20 protein-coding genes are annotated in these 23,506 nt (G+C 74.1%); 15 read left to right on the top strand and 5 right to left on the bottom strand.

Translation table 11 applies throughout. The features are described from left to right. Nucleotides 1-251 precede the first annotated feature (251 nt). The 3 genes from VM636_RS10250 (at nucleotide 252) to nudC (ending at nucleotide 6,332) form a co-directional block, all read left to right on the top strand. Nucleotides 252-3,806, top strand: coding sequence for an ATP-dependent DNA helicase (locus VM636_RS10250; RefSeq protein ID WP_053914592.1), 3,555 nt, complete (start codon nucleotides 252-254; stop codon nucleotides 3,804-3,806). Between the two features lie 10 nt (nucleotides 3,807-3,816). After that, nucleotides 3,817-5,220 carry a dipeptidase gene (locus tag VM636_RS10245; protein ID WP_030419116.1) on the top strand — a complete coding sequence of 468 codons (1,404 nt, stop codon included), beginning with the start codon at nucleotides 3,817-3,819 and terminating at the stop codon, nucleotides 5,218-5,220. Between the two features lie 167 nt (nucleotides 5,221-5,387). Then, the gene (nudC, locus tag VM636_RS10240) at nucleotides 5,388-6,332 is read left to right on the top strand and encodes an NAD(+) diphosphatase (RefSeq protein ID WP_030419117.1); all 945 of its coding nucleotides are present in this window, start codon (nucleotides 5,388-5,390) and stop codon (nucleotides 6,330-6,332) included. Nucleotides 6,333-6,422: 90 nt separating this feature from the next. On the opposite strand, the gene VM636_RS10235 is transcribed toward nudC, so the two are convergent. Beyond that, nucleotides 6,423-6,680, bottom strand: coding sequence for a mycoredoxin (locus tag VM636_RS10235; protein WP_030419118.1), 258 nt, complete (start codon nucleotides 6,678-6,680; stop codon nucleotides 6,423-6,425). Between the two features lie 229 nt (nucleotides 6,681-6,909). On the opposite strand from VM636_RS10235, the gene VM636_RS10230 reads away from it, so the two are divergent. The 4 genes from VM636_RS10230 to VM636_RS10215 all read left to right on the top strand — a co-directional run bounded on the left by VM636_RS10230 (nucleotide 6,910) and on the right by VM636_RS10215 (nucleotide 10,443). Then, nucleotides 6,910-9,108, top strand: coding sequence for an ATP-dependent DNA helicase UvrD2 (locus VM636_RS10230; RefSeq protein ID WP_107091427.1), 2,199 nt, complete (start codon nucleotides 6,910-6,912; stop codon nucleotides 9,106-9,108). 165 nt (nucleotides 9,109-9,273) lie between these two features. Then, nucleotides 9,274-9,585, top strand: a complete 312-nt coding sequence (locus tag VM636_RS10225; protein ID WP_030419120.1) for a hypothetical protein — start codon at nucleotides 9,274-9,276, stop codon at nucleotides 9,583-9,585. A 169-nt stretch (nucleotides 9,586-9,754) separates the two neighbouring features. Next, the gene (locus VM636_RS10220; protein WP_030419121.1) at nucleotides 9,755-10,123 is read left to right on the top strand and encodes a WhiB family transcriptional regulator; all 369 of its coding nucleotides are present in this window, start codon (nucleotides 9,755-9,757) and stop codon (nucleotides 10,121-10,123) included. Next, on the top strand, nucleotides 10,120-10,443 hold the full coding sequence (locus VM636_RS10215) for a hypothetical protein (protein ID WP_030419122.1): 324 nt from the start codon (nucleotides 10,120-10,122) through the stop codon (nucleotides 10,441-10,443). Before VM636_RS10220 ends, VM636_RS10215 begins: the two co-directional genes overlap by 4 nt. A gap of 107 nt (nucleotides 10,444-10,550) precedes the next feature. Here the strand turns inward: VM636_RS10215 and VM636_RS10210 are convergent, their stop codons facing one another. Then, nucleotides 10,551-11,924, bottom strand: coding sequence for an AarF/ABC1/UbiB kinase family protein (locus tag VM636_RS10210; RefSeq protein WP_053914590.1), 1,374 nt, complete (start codon nucleotides 11,922-11,924; stop codon nucleotides 10,551-10,553). Then, nucleotides 11,917-13,233, bottom strand: coding sequence for a TOMM precursor leader peptide-binding protein (locus VM636_RS10205; protein ID WP_053914589.1), 1,317 nt, complete (start codon nucleotides 13,231-13,233; stop codon nucleotides 11,917-11,919). The genes VM636_RS10210 and VM636_RS10205 overlap by 8 nt, the downstream gene beginning before the upstream one ends. A 400-nt stretch (nucleotides 13,234-13,633) precedes the next feature. Between VM636_RS10205 and VM636_RS10200 the strand changes: the two genes are divergently transcribed. The 4 genes from VM636_RS10200 (at nucleotide 13,634) to VM636_RS10185 (ending at nucleotide 17,655) form a co-directional block, all read left to right on the top strand. After that, complete coding sequence (locus tag VM636_RS10200; protein ID WP_030419125.1) at nucleotides 13,634-14,230, top strand: M48 family metallopeptidase; 597 nt, start codon at nucleotides 13,634-13,636, stop codon at nucleotides 14,228-14,230. 215 nt (nucleotides 14,231-14,445) lie between these two features. Continuing rightward, on the top strand, nucleotides 14,446-16,188 hold the full coding sequence (locus tag VM636_RS10195) for a TerD family protein (RefSeq protein ID WP_053914588.1): 1,743 nt from the start codon (nucleotides 14,446-14,448) through the stop codon (nucleotides 16,186-16,188). Between the two features lie 13 nt (nucleotides 16,189-16,201). Continuing rightward, complete coding sequence (locus tag VM636_RS10190; protein WP_030421729.1) at nucleotides 16,202-16,882, top strand: AIM24 family protein; 681 nt, start codon at nucleotides 16,202-16,204, stop codon at nucleotides 16,880-16,882. Nucleotides 16,883-16,899: 17 nt separating this feature from the next. Continuing rightward, the gene (locus VM636_RS10185; RefSeq protein ID WP_030421728.1) at nucleotides 16,900-17,655 is read left to right on the top strand and encodes an AIM24 family protein; all 756 of its coding nucleotides are present in this window, start codon (nucleotides 16,900-16,902) and stop codon (nucleotides 17,653-17,655) included. A 118-nt stretch (nucleotides 17,656-17,773) separates the two neighbouring features. On the opposite strand, the gene VM636_RS10180 is transcribed toward VM636_RS10185, so the two are convergent. Both VM636_RS10180 and VM636_RS10175 read right to left on the bottom strand, forming a co-directional pair. Beyond that, nucleotides 17,774-18,289, bottom strand: coding sequence for an NUDIX hydrolase (locus VM636_RS10180; protein WP_053914587.1), 516 nt, complete (start codon nucleotides 18,287-18,289; stop codon nucleotides 17,774-17,776). Further along, nucleotides 18,286-19,764, bottom strand: a complete 1,479-nt coding sequence (locus tag VM636_RS10175) for a zinc-dependent metalloprotease (RefSeq protein WP_053914586.1) — start codon at nucleotides 19,762-19,764, stop codon at nucleotides 18,286-18,288. Before VM636_RS10175 ends, VM636_RS10180 begins: the two co-directional genes overlap by 4 nt. Nucleotides 19,765-19,956: 192 nt before the next feature. Between VM636_RS10175 and VM636_RS10170 the strand changes: the two genes are divergently transcribed. The 4 genes from VM636_RS10170 to VM636_RS10155 all read left to right on the top strand — a co-directional run bounded on the left by VM636_RS10170 (nucleotide 19,957) and on the right by VM636_RS10155 (nucleotide 23,504). Beyond that, nucleotides 19,957-21,078: an SDR family oxidoreductase gene (locus VM636_RS10170; protein ID WP_030421725.1), complete on the top strand. Its 1,122-nt coding sequence runs from the start codon at nucleotides 19,957-19,959 to the stop codon at nucleotides 21,076-21,078. Nucleotides 21,079-21,621: 543 nt separating this feature from the next. Further along, nucleotides 21,622-22,059: a molybdenum cofactor biosynthesis protein MoaE gene (locus VM636_RS10165; RefSeq protein ID WP_030421724.1), complete on the top strand. Its 438-nt coding sequence runs from the start codon at nucleotides 21,622-21,624 to the stop codon at nucleotides 22,057-22,059. A 133-nt stretch (nucleotides 22,060-22,192) separates the two neighbouring features. Then, nucleotides 22,193-22,357, top strand: a complete 165-nt coding sequence (locus VM636_RS10160; RefSeq protein WP_199825518.1) for a hypothetical protein — start codon at nucleotides 22,193-22,195, stop codon at nucleotides 22,355-22,357. A gap of 52 nt (nucleotides 22,358-22,409) precedes the next feature. Further along, complete coding sequence (locus VM636_RS10155) at nucleotides 22,410-23,504, top strand: PDZ domain-containing protein (RefSeq protein ID WP_053914585.1); 1,095 nt, start codon at nucleotides 22,410-22,412, stop codon at nucleotides 23,502-23,504. The last annotated feature ends 2 nt before the right edge of the window (nucleotides 23,505-23,506 follow it).

The raw sequence follows: 23,506 nt of genomic DNA, 5'->3' as shown, positions 1-23,506 counted from the left end.
TGCCCCGGGTGGGCCGCCGCACGCCCTGCCCGGACCCCGCCCCTCCGCCCCGACCCGGCCGTCCTGCCCGTACCCCCGCCCCCGGCCCGGACTCCGCCTCCCCGGCCCGGACCGCGGACCCGGGGCGGGCCGCCGCACGCCGGGCGCTTCGACCGGTCCGGTCCGCCGCGGGCCGTCAGCCGCCGACGCCCGTCCCCTCCCGGCGCCCGCCCGGCCCGGCGTTGTCAGTGCCCGCGGATAGCCTCTGTCCCATGCCCGCCCCTCTCACCGACCCCGAGCAGCTCAAAGAGCTGCTCGGCATCCCCTTCACCCCGGAGCAGACGGCCTGCATCGTCGCGCCGCCCGCCCCGCAGGTGATCGTGGCCGGGGCCGGTTCGGGCAAGACGACGGTGATGGCCGCCCGCGTCGTCTGGCTGGTCGGCACCGGCCAGGTCGCCCCGGAACAGGTGCTCGGACTCACCTTCACCAACAAGGCCGCCGGCGAACTCGCCGAACGCGTCCGCAAGGCGCTCGTGCGGGCCGGCGTCACCGACCCCGACGTCATCGACCCGGACCAGCCGCCGGGCGAGCCGGTCATCTCCACGTACCACGCCTTCGCCGGCCGCCTGCTCACCGACCACGGTCTGCGCCTCGGGCTCGAACCCAGCTCCCGCCTGCTCGCCGACGCGACCCGCTACCAGCTCGCCGCCCGGGTCCTGCGCGAGGCCCCCGGCCCCTACCCGGCCCTCACCCGCTCCTTCGCCGACCTCGTCGCCGACCTCCTCGCGCTCGACGCGGAACTCTCCGAGCACCTGGTCCGCCCCGAGGACCTGCGCGCCTGGGACGCCGGCCTCCTGGACACCCTCCGGGACACCAAGCTCACCAACGCCGACCTGCGCAAGGTCCCGGAAGCCGCCGCCGCCCGCCGCGAACTCGCCGACCTCGTCATCCGCTACCGGGACGCCAAACGCGAACGCGACCTCCTCGACTTCGGCGACCAGATCGCCCTGTCCGCGCGGCTCGCCGGACTCGCCGAGGTCGGCCGCGTGCTGCGCGAGGAGTTCAGGGTGGTGCTGCTCGACGAGTACCAGGACACCTCGGTCGCCCAGCGCGTCCTGCTGGCGGGCCTGTTCGGCGGCGGCACCGGCCATCCCGTGACCGCCGTCGGCGACCCCTGCCAGGCGATCTACGGCTGGCGCGGCGCCTCCGTCGCCAACCTCGACGACTTCCCCGAGCACTTCGCCCACGCCGACGGCAGCCCGGCCGGCCGCCAGGCGCTCAGCGAGAACCGCCGCAGCGGCGGGCGCCTCCTCGACCTCGCCAACGGGCTGGCCGCACCCCTGCGCGCCCTGCACGCGGGCGTGGAGGCCCTCCGGCCCGCCCCCGGCGCCGAACGGGACGGCGTGGTCCGCTGCGCCCTCCTGCGCACGCACGCCGAGGAGATCGACTGGATCGCCGACTCCGTCGCCCACCACGTCCGCACCGGCACCCCGCCCGGGGAGATCGCCGTCCTGTGCCGCACCGCGACCGACTTCGCCGAGATCCAGGGCGCCCTCGTCGCGCGCGACGTGCCCGTGGAGGTCGTCGGCCTCTCCGGACTGCTGCACCTGCCCGAGGTGGCCGACCTCGTCGCCGTCTGCGAGGTCCTCCAGGACCCCGGCGCCAACGCCTCCCTGGTCCGGCTGCTCACCGGCCCGCGCTGGCGCATCGGCCCGCGCGACCTCGCCCTGCTGGGGCGCAGGGCCCGGTTCCTCGTGGCCCACGCGCGCGTGGACGGCGACGACGATCCCGACCGGCGGCTCGCCGCGGCCGTCGAGGGCGTCGACCCGTCCGAGGTGATATCCCTCGCGGACGCCCTCGACACCTTCCTGGACACGCCGCTTGACGACGGTGGCGGCGACGACGGGCTGCCCTTCTCGCCGGAGGCCCGCGTCCGGTTCGCCCGGCTCGCCGCCGAACTGCGCGACCTGCGCCGCTCCCTGGCCGACCCTCTGATGGACGTGCTGCACCGGGTCCTCGCCGTGACCGGACTGGAGGTCGAGCTGTCCGCGTCCCCGCACGCGCTGGCCGCCCGCCGACGCGAGACCCTGTCGAACTTCCTGGACGTCGCCGCCTCCTTCGCCGCGGGCGACGGGCAGGCCACCCTGCTCGCCTTCCTCGGCTTCCTGCGCACCGCCGCCCAGTACGAGAAGGGCCTGGACAACGCGCTGCCGGGCGGCGAGAACACCGTCAAGGTGCTCACCGCCCACAAGTCGAAGGGCCTGGAATGGGACATCGTCGCCGTCCCCGGGCTGGTCACCGGAACCTTCCCCAGCGGGCAGGGCCGGGAGAAGTGGACCGCCCAGGCCAAGGTGCTGCCGCACGGGCTGCGCGGCGACGCCGACACCCTGCCCGACGTGGAGTCCTTCGACGCCAAGGGGCTGAAGGGCTTCCACGCGGCGATGAAGGAGCACCAGCACACCGAGGAGCTCCGCCTCGGCTACGTCACCTTCACCCGGCCCCGCTCCCTGCTGCTCGGCTCCGGCCACTGGTGGGGGCCGAGCCAGAAGAAGCCCCGCGGGCCCTCCGGCTTCCTCCGGGCCCTGCACGACCACTGCGCCGCCGGACACGGCGAGATCGAGGTGTGGGCCGACGAACCCGCCGAGGGCGAGGAGAACCCGGCCCTGGGCCGCACCGACGCCGACCAGGTCTGGCCGCTGCCGCTGGACGACGCGGCCCTCGCCCGGCGCCGCGCCGCCGCCGGCACGGTCCTCGCCCACCTCGACGCCCTCGCCACCGCCGGGGACGGCCGCCCCGCCGCCGCGCACGACGTCGAGGCCCACGACACCCCGGACTGGCCCCCGCCCCCCGAGGACGAGGACGAGACCGCGGAACCGGCCCCACGGGACCACGACGGGTACACGGACCATGAGGGGTACGGGGACCACGACGCGCCCCCCGCCGGGGACGACCCCGCCGACTGGGACTCCTGGAGCAGCGCCCGTCCCGCCCCGCCGTCCGGTGACCGCCGCCCCACGGTCCCGCACCAGGCGGCAGCCCCGCCGTCCGACGAGCCCCTCGCGCCCGCCCGCCCCGACGGTGTGGACGTCTCCCGGCTCACACCTGAAGAAGCCCGCACCGTCGCCTCCTGGGACCGCGACCTCGACGCCCTCACCGGCGAGCTGCTGCGCGCCCGCCGGACGGTCACCGCCGTCCCGCTGCCCGCCTCGCTCACCGCGTCCGAGCTGCTGCGGCTGGCCGCCGACCCGGACGGCTTCGCCCAGGAGCTGGCCCGCCCCATGCCCCGCCCGCCCCAGCCCGCCGCCCGCCGCGGCACCCGCTTCCACGCCTGGATCGAGGCCCGCTTCGAGGCACTGACCCTGCCCCTGCTCGAACCGGACGACCTGCCCGGCGGCGACGCCGAGATCGCCGACGAACAGGACCTGGCCTTCCTCAAGGACGCCTTCGAACGCACCGCGTACGCGCGCCGCACCCCCTACCGCGTCGAGGCCCCCTTCCAGCTCGCGCTCGCCGGACGGGTCGTGCGCGGCCGGATCGACGCCGTGTACAAGGAGGGCGAGGGCCCCGGCGCGACGTACGAGATCGTCGACTGGAAGACCGGCCGCGAGGGGAGCGCGGACCCGCTCCAGCTCGCCGTCTACCGCCTCGCCTGGTCCGAGCAGCAGCGCGTCCCCCTGGAATCGGTCACGGCGGCCTTCCTCCACGTCCGCACCGGCGAGGTCGTACGCCCCGCCGCGCTCCCCGGCCGGCGTGCCCTGGAGGAACTGCTGGCGCCCGAGCCGCCCGGTGACGAACCGCACGCCGGGCCCGCCCACGGAGGCCGATAGGCTCGTGAGCATGAGCCAGACCCCGGACAGCGCCGTCCGCGCGTACATCGAAGAGCACCGTTCGGCCTTCCTCGACCGCCTCACCGAGTGGCTGCGCATCCCCTCCGTGTCGGCTCAGCCGCACCACGCGGGCGATGTACGCCGCAGCGCCGACTGGCTCGCCGCCGAGCTGCGGACGACCGGATTCCCCACCGTCGAGGTCTGGCCCACCCCGGGCGCCCCCGCGGTCTACGCGGAGTGGCCCTCCGGCGACCCCGGGGCGCCCACCGTCCTCGTCTACGGTCACCACGACGTGCAGCCCGCCGCCCGCGAGGACGGCTGGCACAGCGAGCCCTTCGAGCCGGTCGTCCGCGGGAACCGTCTCTACGCGCGCGGGGCGGCCGACGACAAGGGACAGGTGTTCTTCCACACCCTCGGCGTCCGCGCCCACCTGGCCGCGACCGGCCGCACGGCTCCGGCCGTCAACCTCAAGCTGCTCGTGGAGGGCGAGGAGGAGTCCGGCTCGCCGCACTTCCGGGCGCTCGTCGAGCAGCGGGCCGGGCGGCTCGCCGCCGACGCCGTGATCGTCTCCGACACGGGCATGTGGTCCGAGGACACCCCCACGGTCTGCACCGGCATGCGGGGCCTCGCCGAGTGCGAGATCCGGCTGCACGGCCCCGACCGCGACATCCACTCCGGCTCCTTCGGCGGCGCGGTCCCCAACCCCGCCACGGCGGCCGGCCGCCTCGTCGCCGCCCTGCACGACGAGCACGGGCGCGTGGCGGTGCCCGGCTTCTACGACGGCGTGATCGAGCTCACCGACCGCGAACGCGCACTCTTCGCCGAACTGCCCTTCGACGAGGAGCAGTGGCTGTCCACCGCCGCGTCGCGGGCCACCCACGGCGAGGCCGGCCACACCACCCTGGAACGCGTCTGGGCCCGCCCCACCGCCGAGGTCAACGGCATCGGCGGCGGCTACCAGGGGCCGGGCAACAAGACGATCATCCCGTCCTCCGCCCTGGTGAAGCTCTCCTTCCGGCTGGTCGCCGGCCAGGACCCCGACCACGTCGAGAAGGCCGTCCGCGACTGGGCCGCCACGCAGGTGCCCGCCGGCATCCGCTGGGAGATCGACTTCGGCGCGGCCACCCGCCCCTGCCTGACCCCGCTGGACCACCCGGCGCTGCGCTCCGTCGTCCGCGCCATGGAGCGCGCCTTCCGCACACCGGTCCGCTTCACCCGCGAGGGCGGCTCCGGACCCGCCGCCGACCTCCAGGACGTGCTCGGCACCCCGGTGCTCTTCCTCGGCATCTCCGTCCCGTCCGACGGCTGGCACGCCCCGGACGAGAAGGTCGAACTCGACCTTCTCCTCAAGGGCGTCGAGACGTCCGCCCATCTGTGGAGCGACCTGGCCGAGCACTGGCGGCCCGCGTCCTGAACGGCTCCGGGCGCCCGCGGGGGCCGGGGTCCCCGGCGGCCCGCCCGCCCGGCACACTGGAGGGCGGCCCCGCCGCCGAGCCCGTCCGGACCCGGTCCACCACCGCCATACGACCGCCGAACCGCCTGCCGAACCCAACCGTTGCCCCGGGGGAGTTGGAAGCACCCGTGACCACCTGGACCGACCACACCGCCGACCGACCCATCTCGCTCACCGCCCCGAGCGGCATCGACCGCGCCGTGCACCACCGGCTCGACGAGGCATGGCTCGCCGCGGCGTGGAGCCACCCCACCACCCGCTGCTTCGTGGTCTCCGGTGGTCAGGTCCTCATCGACGAGACGCCCGACGGCCGCACCGAACTCGTCGTGACCCCCTCCTTCGAGGCGCCGCTCACCGAGGCCCACCGCTACTTCCTGGGCACGGACGAGGACGGTGTCAGCTACTTCGCCCTGCAGAAGGACTCCCTGCCGGGACGCATGGACCAGTCCGCGCGTCCGGCGGGGCTGCGCGAGGCCGGGCTGCTGCTCTCCCCGCACGACGCGGGCCTGATGGTCCACGCGGTCGCGCTGGAGAACTGGCAGCGGCTGCACCGTTTCTGCTCCCGCTGCGGCGAGCGCACCGTCATCGCCGCGGCCGGGCACATCCGCCGCTGCCCCGCCTGCGGCGCCGAACACTACCCGCGCACCGACCCCGCCGTGATCATGGCGGTCACCGACGAGGACGACCGCATCCTGCTCGGCCGCCAGGTGCACTGGCCCGAGGGGCGCTTCTCGACGCTGGCCGGCTTCGTCGAGCCCGGCGAGTCGGTCGAGCAGTCGGTGCGCCGCGAGGTGCACGAGGAGGTCGGCATCACCGTCGGCCCGGTCGAGTACGTCGCCAGCCAGCCCTGGCCCTTCCCGTCCAGCCTCATGCTGGGCTTCATGGCGCGTGCCGTCTCCGCCGAGATCGAGGTCGACGGGGACGAGATCCACGAGGCCCGCTGGTTCTCCCGCGACGAACTGGGCGCCGCCTTCGCCTCCGGCGAGGTGCTGCCGCCCTACGGCATCTCGATCGCCGCCCGCCTGATCGAACTCTGGTACGGCAAACCCCTGCCGACGCGCGGCTTCGTGTAGCGGCCGGGGGCCGTCCGGCCGGGCCGACGGCCCCGGACACGGCGCGGCCCCCTCCGTACGTCACCGGAGGGGGCGCCACGCGGGGGAACGTCAGATGGCCAGGGCCTGCTTCACCTGGGCCAGGCTCGGGTTGGTCATGACGACCTCGTCGCCACCCGTGGAGGGGACCACCCGGAGGGTCGGCACCGTCTGGTTGCCCCCGTTCGCCTTCTCGACGAACGCGGCGGACTCCGGGTCGTGCTCGATGTTGATCTCGGTGTAGGCGATGCCCTCCCGGTCCATCTGGCTCTTGAGCCGACGGCAGTAGCCGCACCACGTGGTGCTGTACATCGTCACAGTGCCCGGCATGTCTCTCGTGCTCCTTCGTCGGTCGGCGGTTGCGTGCTCGCAGAGAGTGAACGTACGGCACGCCGCCGCCATTCCCGCCGCAGTCACGGACCCCGGCGGAGAGGCGGCGGGGGACCCGCGGGCCGGTCCGCGGGAAGAACGGCAGGTCGCGGCGGTGTCGGTACGACCATCGGACCGGGCCTGTGGACAGTCGCCGCACCCGTCCCACCCGACCTGGCAGCATGGCCGTGTGACAGCAGCAACGCACTCCACCCTCTTCCCGCAGGCACCGGACTCGGCCGACGCGGTGCTCGAAGGGCTCGACCCCGAGCAGCGCGCCGTCGCCACGTCCCTGCGCGGTCCGGTGTGCGTGCTGGCGGGCGCCGGCACGGGCAAGACCCGGGCGATCACCCACCGCATCGCCTACGGGGTGCGCGCCGGCATCCTCCAGCCCTCCAGCGTGCTCGCCGTCACCTTCACCAACCGGGCCGCCGGGGAGATGCGGGGCCGGCTGCGCCAGCTCGGCGCCGCCGGCGTGCAGGCGCGCACCTTCCACTCGGCGGCCCTGCGCCAGCTCCAGTACTTCTGGCCGAAGGCGATCGGCGGCTCCCTGCCCCGGCTCCTCGACCGCAAGATCCAGCTCGTCGCGGACGCCGCGGCGGCCTGCCGCATCCGCCTCGACCGCGGCGAGCTGCGCGACGCCACCGCCGAGATCGAATGGTCCAAGGTCACCCAGACCGTCCCCGCCGACTACGTCCTCGCGGCCGCCAAGGCCGGCCGCGAGACCCCGCGCGACCCGGCGGAGATCGCCCAGCTCTACGCGGCCTACGAGGAGCTCAAGCGCGGCCGGGGCGTCATCGACTTCGAGGACGTGCTGCTGCTGACCGTGGCCGTCCTCCAGGACCGGCACGACGTCGCCGAACAGGTCCGCGCCCAGTACCAGCACTTCGTCGTCGACGAGTACCAGGACGTCAGCCCCCTCCAGCAGCGCCTGCTGGAACTGTGGCTCGGCGACCGCGACGACCTCTGCGTGGTCGGCGACGCCAGCCAGACGATCTACTCCTTCACCGGAGCCACCCCGGACCACCTGCTCGACTTCCGCACCCGCCACCCCGGCGCCACCGTCGTCAAGCTGGTCCGCGACTACCGCTCCACCCCCCAGGTCGTCCACCTCGCCAACGGACTGCTCGCCCAGGCCCGCGGCCGGGCCGCCGACCACCGCCTGGAACTGGTCTCCCAGCGCCCCGCGGGCCCCGAGCCCGCCTTCACCGAGTACGGCGACGAGCCCGCCGAGGCCGAGGGCACCGCCCGCCGCATCCGCGAACTCGTCGACGCCGGGGTCCCGCCCGCCGAGATCGCCGTCCTCTTCCGCACCAACTCCCAGTCCGAGACCTACGAACAGGCCCTCGCCGACGCCGGCGTCCCCTACCAGTTCCGGGGCGCCGAGCGGTTCTTCGACCGGCCCGAGGTGCGCAAGGCCGGCGTCGCCCTGCGCGGCGCGGCCCGCTTCGGCGGCAACGACCCCCTCCTCGACGACGCCGTCGACCTGCCCTCCCAGGTGCGCGCCGTGCTGTCGGGGGAGGGGTGGACGCCCGAGCCCCCCGCCGGCTCCGGCGCGGTCCGGGAGCGCTGGGAGTCGCTGGCCGCCCTGGTCCACCTCGCCCGGGACTTCGCCGCCGCGCGGCCCGGCGCCACCCTGGGCGACCTGGTCGCCGAACTGGACGAGCGGGCCGGTGCCCAGCACGCCCCCACCGTCCAGGGCGTCACCCTCGCCTCCCTGCACTCCGCCAAGGGACTGGAGTGGGACGTCGTCTTCCTGGTGGGCGTCGCCGAGGGCATGATGCCGATCACCTACGCGAAGACGGACGAGCAGATCGAGGAGGAACGCCGCCTCCTCTACGTCGGGGTCACCCGGGCCCGGCGGATCCTGCACCTCTCCTGGGCGCTCGCCCGCTCGCCCGGCGGACGGGCCGGCCGCCGCCCCAGCCGGTTCCTCAAGGGACTGCGCCCCGGCACGGTCACGGCGGGCGAGCACGCCCCGGGCGGCGGCACGGGCGGAGTGGAGCGCGGCCACCGGACGGGCAGCCCGGCCGAGGCACCGCGACGCAGACAGCGGACACCGGCCCGCTGCCGGGTCTGCGGGCGCTCGCTCACCGACGCCGGCGAGATGAAGCTGATGCGTTGCGAGGACTGCCCCTCCGACATGGACGAGGGCGTCTACGAGCGGCTGCGCGACTGGCGCCGGATCCAGGCCGAGCGCAGCGGCCAGCCCGCGTTCTGCGTCTTCACCGACAAGACCCTGATGGCGATCGCCGAGTCCGTCCCGGACGACGAACGCGACCTGGCCCGGATTCCCGGGGTCGGAGCCCGCAAGCTGCACCGTTACGGCGCCGACGTGCTGTCGATCTGCGCGGGGCACGAGGTCGCCGGAGCGGACGAAGAGGACTGAGTCCAACTCGTCGCGAAAATAGTTTGCGCATGCCCCGGGAATCCCCATAGGTTCTTGGTCACGGAGAACGGTGGCCTTCCCGAAGGCCCTGTGTCCGTGTTGTACTTGTGTATCCGCGGACTGCTACACCCCAGTCCCCCGAGACGCCGAGAGGAGGCGAGCCCAGTGATCAGCATCGAGACCGGCACCATCGTCAAAATGGCCGATTGCCAGGCCGTCTCCCTGTGCATGAGCGACGTCTCCCACCGGGGCACCGGTCTGTCCGGCATCGCCGTGCGCCCGGTCTCCTCCGTCGTGCTTTCGGGCCTCCCTGTCCGCGAGCGTGACGAGCGACCGACCACGGCGCTGGAAGCGGCTGAGGTGGCACAGGCCCAGGCCTATGCCTTCGCGGCGACCGGTGCCGGATTCCGCAAGCAGACGACGAACCACCAGATGTGGGCCTTCCGTGGGCCAGACCCCTGGAGTGATCCAGCCTGACTCGATCAGGCCGGCGCCTTCAGGGCCGCGGAACCCCATCCGGGAACCGCGGCCCTTCTGTTTTCCCCGAACAAGGAGAACGGCACGAAGGAGCCTCGGGACAAGAAAAGAACCCGGTACCCCGCCACCCGGCCGACCGGCCGGAACGACCAGACGAGGAAGACCAACCGTGCAACTCGAAGCGCACGCCCCGTCCGTACCGCCTTCCGAAGCGATCCCCAAGCCCGGCCTCTCTAAGGACCCCATCTTGACCCCGCTCACCGCGCTGACCGCGCTCGACGACGCCATCGAGAACCTCGGCGTGCCCGTGCCGTGCCGCTCCTACGACCCCGAGGTCTTCTTCGCGGAGTCGCCGGCGGACGTGGAGTACGCCAAGTCCCTCTGCCGCACCTGCCCGCTGGTCGAGGCGTGCCTCGCCGGCGCCAAGGAGCGGCGCGAGCCGTGGGGCGTCTGGGGCGGCGAGCTGTTCGTCCAGGGCGTCGTCGTCGCCCGGAAGCGGCCTCGTGGCCGTCCGCGCAAGAACCCGGTCTCGGCATGAACATCACCGGAACGATCGACCGCCCCCTCACGCACGACCCCAAGAAGCAGGCCCCGATGAAGCCGACCACTCCCGATCCCGCAGGCCCCGCGACCGAAGACATCACGACCAGCGGTGCGAAGGACTCGCGCCAGAACAGGACCCGCGAGATGCAACTCATCCCAGAAGCCCTGGCACGCGCGCATATGGACACGCGCCTGCGGGCCGCCGAGCGGGAGCGCCGGGCACTGCGACTGGCGACCGCCCGCCGGATGCAGCGCCGGGCCGAGCGCGCCTCCCTGCGTGCCCGGCGCGCGCTCGCCATGGCGGTCATGCAGTAACCCGTCCCACCCGAAGCCGGTGGCCTCCCCGCGCGGGAGGCGAGGCTCACCTCCCGGGGGCCGGTCCGTCCGCACGGACCGGCCCCCGCGGCATGTCCGAAAGGGCGTCAGCCCTCCGCCGCGGGCCGCGCCACCTCGTCGTCCGTCTCCTCCGGCGCGAACCCGGTCAGCCACTCCTCCAGTTCGTCGCGCAGCCGCACCGTCGCGCCCAACTGGCACAGCACGCCGATGGTGCTCAGGGTCACCCGGTGGATCAGCAGGTAGGAGGGGGGCAGGTTGAGCTGCTTGGCGAGCTGGTAGGCGGGGGAGCGGGGGTCGGCGATGCGGGCCGCCTGCCCGCGCATCCAGCCGCGGGTGAAGGTGAAGGCGTCGACGCGGGCCGGCTCGATGATCGGCGACAGGTAATCCAGGACGGCGTCCGGGTCCAGCTCGATGGACTCCTTGACGAAGCCCTCCGCGCAGAGCCGCTCGTAGACCGCTTCGGCCTCGCCGTCCAGGGACATCCGCAGGGACTCCCCGATGGGGGCGGGCAGCCCGCCCGGGAGCCTGTCGACGGTGCCGAAGTCGAGGACGCCGAGCCGCCAGTCGTCCTCCCCGAGCGGACCGCCGGGCAGCAGCCGGAAGTTGCCCGGGTGCGGGTCGGCGTGGAGCAGGCCGGTGCGGGCGGGGCCGGAGAAGAGGAAGTGGGCCAGGAGCTGCCCGGCCCGGTCCCGCTGCTCCCGGGTGCCGTCCGTGATGATCTCCGACAGGGGGACGCCGTCGATCCACTCGGTGATCAGGACCTGCTCGGTCTGGTGCACCACGTCCGGGACGACGATGTCCGGGTCGTCGGCGAACTCCCCGGCGTGGGAGCGCTGGGCCGCGGCCTCCAGGTCGTAGTCGAGTTCCTCGGCGACGCGGTCCTTCAGTTCCGTGATCAGCGGCTTGACGTCCATGCCGGGCACGAGGGGGCCCAGGAGCCGGGCGAAGCGGCTGAGCTGGTTCAGGTCCGACAGCAGGGCCTCTCCGGCGCCCGGGTACTGCACCTTGACCGCCACCTCGCGGCCGTCGTGCCAGATCGCCCGGTGCACCTGGCCGATCGAGGCCGCGGCGGCGGGCTTGTCCTCGAACTCCGTGAACATCTCACGCCAGTCCTCGCCGAGCCGCTCCCCGAGCACCTTGTGCACCGTGCGGGTCGGCATCGGAGGCGCCGCCTCCTGCAGTTTGGTCAAGGCCGCCCGGTAGGGGCCCGCGACCTCCTCGGGCAGCGCGGACTCGAAGACGGACAGGGCCTGGCCGAACTTCATCGCGCCGCCCTTCAGCTCCCCGAGCACCTTGAAGAGCTGCTCCGCCGTGCGCTGCTGCAACTGCTGACCGACGATCTCCGCGGATTCGCCCACGATCCGCTTGCCGAGTCCCCAGGTCGCCCGCCCGGCGAAGCCGAGCGGGAGCGCGGCGAGCTTGGCGGTCCGGGTGACCGCCTTCCGGGGAAGATCAGACATGCGCCCTCCAAGTCCCAGCCGGCCGCGCCGTCCGTGCCACACGGCGTACTCTCGCCGACGGCCAGTGCTCCGCCATTGTCTCGCGCTCACCCCCCTCTTCGGAGGTGTGTTTCCCCTTACCTTTCCCGACGGCCCGGCCGGTGTGCTCCCCGGCCCCGCCTCCGGCCCCCTCGGCGGGGCGGCGTTCCCCGTCGGCTGTGCCGTGTTCCCCTGTCGTGGCGCTCGTGCCGGCGGCTCCGCACGGACACCCCGGATGGCCGGGGACCGGGCGCGTCCGCCACTCCAATGCGGGCAGCGCGGCCTCCCACCGGGCACCGGCCGAGGACGGCGTCCGGCCGTCGAGGAAGGCCAGGGCGTGTGCCGCCGCCAGCCCGGCGACCGTGGTGGCCAGCGTGAGGTCGCAGGCCCGCACCTGCCGCTGCCCGCCCGAACGCCACTGGGCGACGAGCCGGGGCCAGACCGGGTCCCGCTCGGCGCGGTCGGCCTGAAGGCACCCGGCGCAGCCCGTCTCCCCGGGCAGCACCAGCGGGCCGACCACCCCCGTGCCCTCCACGACGCCCGCGTACAGATGCGGGGTCCCCGAGGCCATGAGGAAGTGGGCGCCGAGGGGGTCGGGGGCGTGCACCGCGACGTCGTCACGCGGGGCGAGGATCACCAGGGCGAAGCCGGGCCCGTCGTCCTCGGGCGGTGTCGCGGTGCTCCGGCGGGGTGGCCGTGAGGGAGCCGCCCGCCGCACCGCCCGCCGGGCCGCCTCGTCCCGCCGGTCGCCGACCGTTTCGGCGGGCAGCCCGCCCGGCGTGACGTCCCACGGCTCCACGCGGCCGCCGTCGCGCACGTCGACCTCGCCGACGCCCGCGCCCGCCAGTACCGAGGCCAGCAGCGTCCCGACCCGGCCCGCACCCCGTACCCGCACGCGCAGCGACGCGCGGGCGGCCAGGCGGTCGATCGCGTCGCCCGGCCGGGTCGTGGTCAGGGAGAGGGAGGCGAGGTCGGGGCGGAGACGGTCGAGGACCTCGCCGCGCTCCCGCAGGGCGTCGGCGGCCGGCCCGCCGCCCCGGGCGTCGTCGAGGAGGCCGGCCCGGGTCAGCCGCTCCAGCAGCCGGTCGACGTGGCCGTCCGGCAGATCCATCCGGCGGCCCTCCTCGCGGAGCAGGTCCGTCCCCCGGGTGCCGTTGAGCAGGTCGAGGAAGCTGCCGGTCGCCCCGTCCAGCGGGCCGAGGGCCAGCGCGTGGGCCGGTGTCATGCCGAACTGTGCCGTGCTGAGGTCACGCCAGCCGCGCCTGAGCGCGGGCTTCACCGTCGGATGCATGCCGTACCCCCGTGATCGTCGTCCGTCCCCGCACCGGCGGGTGCGGCGGTGTCCTCCACGGACCGCTCCAGCCACGGACCGCTCCGTCCACGGAGGTTTCCGTGTCCGCGCACCTGCGTGTCCGCGCACCTGCGTGTCCGTGCGCTTCGGTGTCCGTGCGCTTCCGTGTCCGTGTCTCCGGGCAGCGGTCCGGCCGGGACCGTGCCGGCGCAAGCCAGCATGCCCGGACGCGGCCGGCGGTGCGGAAAGTTGTCCACAGGTGGTGGGTGATGGTCGTACGAGCACACCGCGAGATGCTCCGCCATCCCCACCGCGCGCCGGCCCCTGCCGCCGCGCCGGATCGGGGGCGAACCGTGTGCGGAGCCGGGACTTCCCCGGGGACAGCGGGTAACGTCGGGGCGTGTCCGCCGACCCACTGCACCGCGCCGGGGCCGCCCGGCGTGCGCCGACGAATCCCCCGCCGACCGGCCCGGAACCGGACGCCGTGGAGATCCGCAGAAGCACGCGCCGCCGCCGTACGGTCTCCGCCTACCGCGAGCGCGACCGCACCGTCGTGCTGATCCCCGCCCGGATGTCCGAGGCCGAGGAACGCCGCTGGGTACGGGTCATGCTCGACAAGCTGGCCGCCCAGGAGAGCCGGCGCGTCCTCGGCGACGCGGAGCTGGCCGAGCGCGCCGAGCGCCTGTCGGGCCAGTACCTGGACGGCCGGGCACGGCCCGCCTCCGTGCGCTGGGTCACCAACCAGAACACGCGCTGGGGCTCGTGCACCCCCTCCGAGGGGAGCATCCGCCTCTCGCACCGCCTCCAGGGGATGCCCGAGTACGTCGTCGACTACGTCCTGCTGCACGAACTGGCGCACCTGCTCGTCCCCGGCCACGGGCCCGACTTCTGGCGGCTGCTGGAGGCGTACCCGCGCACCGAGCGGGCCCGCGGCTACCTGGAGGGAGTGGTCGCCGCCGACCGCCTGCCACACCTCTCCGGAGCGCGGGAGGCGTAACCCGCGCGCGGGGAGGGGCCACGCGCTCGCGCCGAAAGCGGGCCACCGCGTAACCCGCGCCCGCGCGCGGAGAGCGCTCCCCGCCCCGTCGGCGGCCGGTGGGGAACGTCCGGTCAGGGCTGTGTACCGGGTCTGTACCGACTTCGTCCGGTGTCGGAGTTTGCCGTTAGCCTGGCGCGACGCACTCGTATTCGGATGGGGGACGGTCGTTACGCATGGCCAGGGAATTCCAACGCGGCCACAAGGCCAGGGTCAGTGACCTCACCGCGGGCACGGATCTGTACGTGGGCGTGCAGATCTCCGGTCCCGGACTGAGCTTCGACATCAGCTGCTTCGGGCTCGACGCCGACGAACGGCTCTCGGACGACCGGTACTTCGTCTTCTACAACCAGCCGCAGTCCCCCGAGGCGTCCCTCCGGCTCCTGGGCGCGCAGGCCGGCGACACCGAGTCCTTCCGGGTCACGCTCGACCGGGTCCCGCAGCAGATCCAGAAGTTGTCCTTCACGGCCACGATCGACGGCGACGGGCAGATGTCGCAGGCCGGCCCCGGTTACCTGCGGATCGTCGCCGGCGGCGAGGAGGTCGCGCGCTACCCCTTCGACGGCTCGGAGTTCTCCACCGAGCGGGCCGTGATGCTGGGCGACTTCTACCGGAAGGACGGATGGCGGTTCGCCGCCGTCGGCCAGGGCTTCGACGGCGGGCTGGAGGCGCTGCTGAAGAACTTCGGCGGCGAGGTCGCCGAAGAGGAGGAGCCGACGCAGCCCGAGCCGCCGCAGCCGCAGACCGCCGCGCCCCCGGCCTTCGCCCCGCCCGCCCAGGCCGCTGCGCCCCCGGCCTTCGCCGCCCCGGCCCAGGCCGCCGCGCCGCCCGCCCCGGCGCCCGTACCGCAGCAGGCCCCGCCCGCCCCGATGGGCTTCACACCGCCGCCCCCGTCCACGCCGTCGGGCGCACCCGACGTCCACGCCGCGCAGACGATCATCGCCCCGCTGCACACCCCGCCCGGCGGTTCCCCGGTGCCGCCCCCGCCCCCGCCGCCCGGCGTGCCGGGGCAGCCGCCGCCCCACGGCCACGTTCCCGGCCAGGCGCCCCCGCCCCCCGGTTACGGCCAGCCGCCGCACGCGCCGACCCCGCCGCCCGGCTACGGCATGCCGCCCCACGCGCCCGCCCCGCCCCCCGGCTACGGTCAGCCCCCGCACGCGCCCGCCCCGCCGCCCGGCTACGGGCAGCCCCCGGGCCACGGGCAGCCCGCCCCCTACGGCGTCCCGCCGAGCCCGCCCCCCGGCACCGCCCCGCAGGGCACCGGCGTGGCCGGCGCGCTCCAGCGGTTCCGGGAGACCGAGACGGGCCACCGCTGGACGCTCCAGAACAGCAAGCTGGTCCGTGTCGACCTCGGCACCGCCGACCAGCCGGTCCTGGCCCGGCAGGGCAGCATGGTCCTCTACCAGGGCAAGGTCGACTTCGCCTACAAGGGCGCGGGCTTCGCCGGACGGATCGTCGGCAACGCCACCGGCCAGGAGATGCAGCTCATGCGCTGCACCGGCAAGGGACAGGTCTTCCTCGCCGAGGAGGCCGCCATGCTGCACCCCATCGAGTTGCAGGGCGACGCGGTGTGCGTCTCCGCCGAGAACGTGCTGGCCTTCGACGAGAGCCTCCAGTACGAGGTCCGCCGCATCGAGGGACACGGCATCCCGGGCGGCGCGCTGTTCACCATGCAGTTCCAGGGCACCGGCACGCTCGTCGTCAAGACGCGCGGCGTCCCGGTCGTGCTGCCGGTCACGCCGACCACCTTCGCCGACTGCAACGCCGTCGTCGCCTGGTCCGCCGCCGCCCAGGTGATCGTCTCCAGCCAGGTCCGGATGCGGCGCAACGCCTACCCGGGCGACACCGGCGAGAGCGTGAACCTCCAGTTCCGGGCGGCGCCCGGCAGCTTCGTCGTCGTCCAGCCGTACGAGATCTGAGGGAGCGCCCGACATGAACCAGCCGCTCGCGGGCTACGCTCCCGCACCCGTCACCGCCCGCATGGAGAACCACGGCGACCACATGCTGAAGGTCGCCATGCAGACCGGGAACGACCTCTACGCGCGCGTGGGCTCGATGGTCGCCTACGAGGGCTTCGTCCAGTACGAGCCCAGCCCCTCGGCCGTGCGCCAGATCGCCAAGGACTGGGTCACCGGCGAGGGCGCTCCCCTCATGAAGTGCACCGGCGACGGACTGCTCTACCTCGCCGACTACGGGGCGAACGTCGTCGTGATCAACCTCGACGGCGACGGGATCTCCGTCAACGCCACCAACCTGCTCGCCTTCGACGCCCACCTGAGCTGGGGCGTGGAGCGGGTCAAGGGACTCGCCAAGTTCGCCGGGCAGGGCCTGTGGAACACCAGGATCTCCGGGCAGGGGTGGGTCGCGCTCACCTCCCGGGGCACGCCGATCGTCGTCGACTGCGGCGGAGGCGAGGACGAGACCTACGTCGACCCGGACGCGCTCGTCGCCTGGTCCCCGAACCTCCGGGTGAAGGGCAAGCGCAGTTTCAAGGCGCAGTCGCTGATCGGCCGCGGCAGCGGCGAGGCGTACCAGATGGCCTTCTCCGGTCAGGGCATCGTCGTCGTCCAGCCCAGCGAGGACAGCACCGACCGCCTCCGGATCAGGGGCTGAGGGGGAGCCAGAACACCATGCAGAGCCCGATTTTCGCCTACAACGACCAGCAGACCCAGGAACGCTGGAGCCTGCAGAACAAGCACATGCTCCGCGTGGTCCTGGAGGGCCACGACGACATCCTCGCCCGCAAGGGCACGATGGTCGCCTACCAGGGCCTCGTCGAGTTCGACGCCGAGTACCAGAGCGGCGGGCAGACGCGCACGCGCGCGTACACCGGCGAGGGCCTCGACCTGATGCGCTGCCACGGGCAGGGCACGGTCTACTTCGCCAACCTCGCCCAGTACGTGCACGTGATGGAGGTCGAGCGGGAGGGGCTGACCGTCGACAGCGCCTACGTGCTGGCGATGGACTCCTCGCTGCACCACGAGGTGATCGCCGTGGACAGCCAGTACGGCATCTCCGGCTCCGGCAAGTACCAGCTCAACATCACCGGCCACGGCCGGGTCGCCCTGATGACCTCGGGCGCGCCGCTGCTGATGCGGGTCACGCCCGACCGGTACGTCAACTGCGACGCGGACGCGATCGTCGCCTGGTCGACCTCGCTGCGCGTGCAGATGCAGGCGCAGACGCACTCCTCCGGGGTGTGGCGGCGGCGTGGCAGCACGGGCGAGGGCTGGGAGCTGAGCTTCATGGGCGAGGGCGTCGCCCTGATCCAGCCCAGCGAGCTGCTGCCGCCGCAGGACGCCCAGATCGGGCAGGGCCTGGCCGCGCAGTACGGCTTCGGCGGGCAGGGCGCCCGCGGCCACAACCAGGGCAACGTCTGGAGCTGAATCCGGGCCACGGTGAGGGGCGACCGCCCAGGCGATCGCCCCTCACCCGCCGAGTGGGTCCGCCCGCCGGCCACGGACGCCAGGGGCCGCTCCGCCCTCCCCGGCCCGCCGACCGGGGTCAGACCCGCTCGCGCGCCGCCGCCGCCAGGCGGACGACCGACTCGTCGGCCACGTCCGCGACGTCTCCGTACGGGTACCAGCGCAGGTCCAGGGACTCCTCGCTGATCGACTCCACGGCGCCGGCGGGCGCCACCGCCGCGTACTGGACGTCCAGGTGCCAGGCGCACGGCGTGAGGTGGCGGTCCAGCCGGACCGGGCCCCCGGGCACGAGGGCCAGCCCCTCGATGCCGGACTCCTCCCGCGCCTCGCGCAGCGCCGCCTCCGCCAGCGACCGGTCGCCCGGCTCGCAGTGGCCGCCCATCTGGAGCCACATGCGCAGCTTCCGGTGCAGGGTGAGCAGCACCCGGCCGCGCGAGGGGTCGATCACCAGGGCGCTCGCCGTGAGGTGACCCTCCCCGCAGGACTTCCACATGCCGTCCGGGTGCGCCGCGAGGTGGTCCAGGTAGATCCGGCGCAGTGCGTCCTGGCCCTGGTGTCCCTTGACCACCAGGGCCGCGTCCTCGTGGAGGCTCACTCGGCGCCGTCGCCCTTGCCCGGGTCCTCGCCCCTGTCACCCCGGGGGGTGTCCGGACCGTCCGCGGGCGCCTCCCCGTCGTCCTGCTCCTTCTTGTGGAGGTCGGGCTTGCCGGCCGCCTCGCCGAGCATGCGGTCCAGCTCGGAGAAGTCGAGCTGCTCGCGGTGGACGAAGCCGTCCGGGTCGTCCAGGTCGGTCGCCGTCGGCAGCATGTCCGGGTGGGCCCACAGCCCGTCCCGGCCGTCGACGCCGCGCGCGTCGGTGAGCGACGCCCACAGCCGGGAGGCGTCGCGCAGCCGGCGCGGACGCAGCTCCAGGCCGATCAGCGTGGCGAAGGTCTGCTCCGCCGGCCCGCCCGAGGCGCGACGGCGCCGCAGCGTCTCGCGCAGCGCGTCGGCCGAGGTCAGACGCGGCTTGGCCGCCGCGTGGACCACCGCGTCCACCCAGCCCTCGACCAGCGCGAGCGCCGTCTCCAGCCGGGCCAGTGCCGTCTTCTGCTCCGGCGTGTCCTCCGGCTGGAACATGCCCTGCTGAAGGGCCTCCTGCAACTGCTCCGGGTTCTGCGGGTCGAACTGGCCGACGACGTCCTCCAGCTTCGCCGTGTCGACCTTGATCCCGCGCGCGTACCCCTCGACCGCTCCGAACAGGTGCGAGCGCAGCCACGGCACGTGGGCGAAGAGCCGCTGGTGGGCCGCCTCCCGCAGGGCGAGGTACAACCGCACCTCGTCCTGGGCGACGCCCAGGTCCTTGCCGAACGCCTCCACGTTCACCGGGAGCAGCGCCGCCTTGCCGGCCGGGCCGAGCGGCAGGCCGACGTCGGTCGAGCCGACGACCTCGCCGGCGAGCACGCCGACGGCCTGTCCGATCTGGGTGCCGAACATGGCGCCGCCCATGGAGCGCATCATGCCGATCAGCGGGCCGGCCATGGCCTGCATCTCCTCCGGCAGGACGTCGCCCATGGCGTTGCCGACCCGCTCGGCCACCGGGTCGACCAGTTCCTGCCACGCGGGCAGGGTCGCCTCGACCCACTCCGCGCGGCTCCAGGCGACGGCCGAGCCCGCCCCGGAGGGCAGGGCGGTCGCGTCGTCGAGCCACAGGTCGGCCAGGCGGACTGCCTCCTGGACGGCCTTGCGCTCGCTCGGACCGACGCTGGCGTCCTTGGTGCCGTCCGGGGTGCCCTGCGCGACCGTCTGGCGGGCGATCTGCTTGGCCATGTCCCAGTTCACCGGGCCGCCCTCGTACGAGAGCATCTGGCCGAGCTGCTGGAACGCGGCGCCCAGGTCGGTGGGGTTCAGGGAACCGAACATGGCGGCGAACGGATTGTCCGCGCCGGGGCCGCCGGCACCGGCCGCGCCGAATCCGAACGGGTTGGCCGGTCCCCGACCACCACCGCCCTGCTGGTCCTTCTTCTTGCCCTCGTCGCCGTCGTCCGGCTCCTCCGGCGGAAGGCCGAATCCGAATGGGGTGTCACTCACGGGGTTCCTCGGCTGGTAGGGCCGCCGGTTCTCTCCGGCGGCACGGCTGCCCGACTTCACCACCCAGCGTAGACACCCGGGGCGGTTCGGGCCTCGGTGCTTCGCCGACTGACTGCCTGCGGCAGGATGGATGCCACCTGGTACGTACGCGTCGCTCGCGCCCGTACTGAAGACAACCGCTGGAGACGCCCGGTGAGTTCCCCAGATCCGCAGGTTCGCGCAGCGCGAAACCAGTCAACCAGTTCCGAGCGCCCCGGCGCGCGCGGACCCGTCGTCGCGGTCACCGGAGCCGCCTCCGGCATCGGCGCGCTGCTCACCGCCCGCCTGGCCGCCTCCGAGGAGATCCGGCAGGTCGTGGCCATCGACGAGCGGCGCGGCGAGTGCGCCGAGGCACGCTGGCAGATCCTGGACGTCCGGGACCCGGCCATCGCGGAACGGCTGCGCGGCGCGGACGTGGTCGTGCACCTGGCGCTCGACCTGGACCTGGAGACCGACGCCGCGGCCCGCACCGCGTACAACGTCCGCGGGACCCAGACCGTGCTGACCGCGGCCGCCGCCGCCGGGGTGCGCCGGGTCGTGCTCTGCACGTCCGCCATGGTCTACGGCGCCCTGCCGGACAACGAGCTGCCGCTGTCGGAGGATGCCGAGCTGCGGGCCACCGCCGAGGCCACGGCCGTCGGGGACCTGCTGGAGGTCGAGCGGCTGGCGCGGCGGGCCCCGCGGGCGCACCCCGGGCTCAATGTGACCGTCGTCCGCCCCGCCGTCCTGGTCGGCGGCGTGGACACGGCGCTGACCAGGTACTTCGAGTCGCCACGGCTGCTCGTGGTGGCCGGCTCGCGGCCCGCCTGGCAGTTCTGCCACGTGGACGACCTGTGCAGCGCCCTGGAGTACGCGGTCCTGGAGAAGGCCGACGGGGAACTGGCCGTCGGGTGCGACGGGTGGCTGGAGCAGGAGGAGGTGGAGGAGCTGAGCGGCATCCGGCGGATGGAGCTGCCGTCGGCGGTCGCGCTGGGCGCCGCCGCGCGCCTGCACCGCATCGGGCTCACCCCCTCCCCGGCCGGCGACCTCGCCTACACGATGTACCCGTGGGTGGTGAGCGGCAGCCGGCTGCACGACGCGGGATGGCGGCCGCGGTACACCAACGAGGAGGTCCTCGCCGAACTGCTGGACGAGGTCGCCGGACGGCACACGGTCGCCGGGCGGCGCCTCGGCCGCAAGGACGCCACGGCGGCGGGCGCCGCGGGCGCGACGGTCGCGCTGCTCGGCGCGGCGGCGGTGGTGCGCCGGGCACGGAAGGCGCGGCGCCGGATCTGAGCCGGGCGGGCCCCTCGTCCGCGGGCACGCCACGCCGGGCCGCCGCCACTGTGCCGCCGGCGGTCACGTACGGCGTGTCCCCGTCCCCGTCCCGCTCGGCGGCCCGCATGACACGTCGCCTCCCGCGTCGCCCCGGTCCCGTACGCCACGCCGGGCCGTCGCCCCCGTGCCGTCGGCGGCTACGTACGGCGTGTCGCCGCTGTGCCGTCCCCGTCCCGCCGGGCGGCCCGCATGACACGCCGCCTCCCGCGTCGCCCCGGTCCCGTACGCCACGCCGGCTCCCGTGTTGCCTCCGTGCTTGACGACACGCCGCGTCCCCGCGGCCCCGGTCCCCTCCGGCACGCCGCCTCGGACCTCCCGTGTCCTCCGTGCGACACGCCGTCCCCGGCCCACCGCGGCCTCCGTACGACACGCCGCCCCCCATCCGTCCCGCCGTCCCCGTGGCACCCGGGCGGGTCGCGAGCCGCGCCGCCGCTCCCGGCGACCGGGCCGCCCGTCCGCAGCCCTGTTCCCCCGCCGACGGCCGTGGGGCACGATGGGCGCATGGCATCCACCAGCGATCACCCCGTCAAGCTGCTCGGCATCCGGGACACGCCGCTCTCCGTGGACGAGGTCTTCCGGGCCGTCGGGGACGACGCCGCCGGAGGCACGGCCCTCTTCGTGGGCACCGTGCGCGACCACGACGGGGGCGCCGCCGTCACCCGGCTCGCCTACTCGGCACACCCCAGTGCCGAGGACGAGCTGCGGCGGGTCGCCGAGAAGGTCGCCGCCGACCACTCCGTCCGGGCACTCGCCGCCGTGCACCGGGTGGGGGACCTGGAGATCGGGGACCTCGCCGTGGTCGTGGCCGTGTCCTGCCCGCACCGGGCCGAGGCGTTCGCCGCGTGCCGGAAGCTGATCGACGACCTCAAGCACGAGGTGCCGATCTGGAAGCACCAGACCTTCCGGGACGGCACCGAGGAGTGGGTCGGCGCCTGCTGAGCGCCGCCCGGCCGGCGGAGCCATACTGCTCCGTCCGGTTGCGTAACCGGCCCCCTGGCGTGAGCGTTGTCACTGCAGATGGTTAATCTGCTGATCAGTCAGTCGCGGACGCTCGTGGGGTTGGGAGGTCGGCATGGCAGCGCTTGCCTGGTTGCTGATTCCGTTCGTGGCGGCTGTCGTCGCGGGTCTGTGGGGGAGCTGGGCCAACCGCACCCGCAAGGCGCGGGGTGACGGGCCCGAACTCGACGGATACGCCCGTTTCCGCGAGGCCATGGAACGGTCCCGCACCGGCGTCTGAACGGGCCCCGCCCTGACGGTCCTCCGACAGTCCCGTCCCGTACTGTCGTTCCATGCCACGCCGCACGGCGACGATGCTCGCCTCCACCCTCATGCTGATCGCACTCCTGTGCGCGGGTGTGTTCTTTCCCGTGCCGTACGCGGAGATGTCCCCGGGACCGACGGTGAACACCCTCGGCGATCACGACGGTGAGCCGGTACTGCAGATCTCCGGGCGGGACACGTACGAGACGAGCGGGCACCTCAACATGACCACCGTGCGGGTCACCAGCGCGGGCTACCGGATGAACCTGGTGGAGGCCGTCTACGGCTGGTTCGCGCACGACAGCCGTGTGGTGCCGCACGACACGCTCTACCCGGACGGCAAGACCGAGGAAGAGGCCACCCAGGAGAACGCCGAGGAGTTCAGCCAGTCCCAGGAGAGCGCCAAGGTCGCCGCCCTGAAGGCGCTGGACATCCCGGTCCGGTCCTGGGTCGTCGTCTCCACGGTCCTCAAGGGCTCCCCGGCGGAGGGCAGGCTGCACGCGGGCGACGTCATCAAGGAGGTCGACGGGAAGAGCATCCAGGAGCCCGCCGACGTCGCCGATCTGGTGACCAGGCACCGGCCCGGCGAGGACGTGGTGTTCACCGTCGTGCCCGCCAAGGAACAGGCCGCGGCGGAGAAGGAGCGGCGCAGCCCGAAGGTCACCGAAAAAGTGACGATCACCACAAAGGCCGCCGACGACGGCGGGGAGAAGCGCGCGATCGTCGGGATCTCCGCCGGGACCGACCACACCTTCCCGTTCTCCATCGACATCAAGCTCGCGGACGTCGGCGGACCCAGCGCCGGGCTCATGTTCGCGCTCGGCATCTACGACAAGCTCACCCCGGACAGCCTCACCGGGGGCAAGTTCGTCGCCGGCACCGGCACCATCGACGACGAGGGCGACGTCGGCCCGATCGGCGGCATCGGCATGAAGACCATCGCCGCCCGCGACAAGGGCGCCGAGTTCTTCCTCACACCCGCCGACAACTGCGCCGCGGCCGCCGCGGACATCCCCGAGGGGCTGACCCTCGTGAAGGTGAGGACCCTCGACGACGCGCTCCGCGCCCTCGACGACATCCGCGCCGGGAAGACCGCCGACGTGCCCACCTGCGCGGCCGGCTGACA

It is taken from the genome of Streptomyces sp. SCSIO 75703, from assembly GCF_036607905.1.
Classification (GTDB): domain Bacteria; phylum Actinomycetota; class Actinomycetes; order Streptomycetales; family Streptomycetaceae; genus Streptomyces.
Note: the sequence above shows the minus strand (reverse complement) of the source record. Positions and strands in the feature narration are given on the sequence as shown.

Excerpts from the sequence above, each read along its gene's own strand:
- VM636_RS10250 (WP_053914592.1), top strand. The coding sequence starts at position 252 with ATGCCCGCCCCTCTCACCGACCCCGAGCAGCTCAAAGAGCTGCTCGGC.
- VM636_RS10245 (WP_030419116.1), top strand. The coding sequence starts at position 3,817 with ATGAGCCAGACCCCGGACAGCGCCGTCCGCGCGTACATCGAAGAGCAC.
- VM636_RS10235 (WP_030419118.1), bottom strand. The coding sequence starts at position 6,680 with ATGCCGGGCACTGTGACGATGTACAGCACCACGTGGTGCGGCTACTGC.
- VM636_RS10215 (WP_030419122.1), top strand. The coding sequence starts at position 10,120 with ATGAACATCACCGGAACGATCGACCGCCCCCTCACGCACGACCCCAAG.
- VM636_RS10210 (WP_053914590.1), bottom strand. The coding sequence starts at position 11,924 with ATGTCTGATCTTCCCCGGAAGGCGGTCACCCGGACCGCCAAGCTCGCC.
- VM636_RS10205 (WP_053914589.1), bottom strand. The coding sequence starts at position 13,233 with ATGCATCCGACGGTGAAGCCCGCGCTCAGGCGCGGCTGGCGTGACCTC.
- VM636_RS10195 (WP_053914588.1), top strand. The coding sequence starts at position 14,446 with ATGGCCAGGGAATTCCAACGCGGCCACAAGGCCAGGGTCAGTGACCTC.
- VM636_RS10190 (WP_030421729.1), top strand. The coding sequence starts at position 16,202 with ATGAACCAGCCGCTCGCGGGCTACGCTCCCGCACCCGTCACCGCCCGC.
- VM636_RS10185 (WP_030421728.1), top strand. The coding sequence starts at position 16,900 with ATGCAGAGCCCGATTTTCGCCTACAACGACCAGCAGACCCAGGAACGC.
- VM636_RS10165 (WP_030421724.1), top strand. The coding sequence starts at position 21,622 with ATGGCATCCACCAGCGATCACCCCGTCAAGCTGCTCGGCATCCGGGAC.
- VM636_RS10160 (WP_199825518.1), top strand. The coding sequence starts at position 22,193 with ATGGCAGCGCTTGCCTGGTTGCTGATTCCGTTCGTGGCGGCTGTCGTC.
- VM636_RS10155 (WP_053914585.1), top strand. The coding sequence starts at position 22,410 with ATGCCACGCCGCACGGCGACGATGCTCGCCTCCACCCTCATGCTGATC.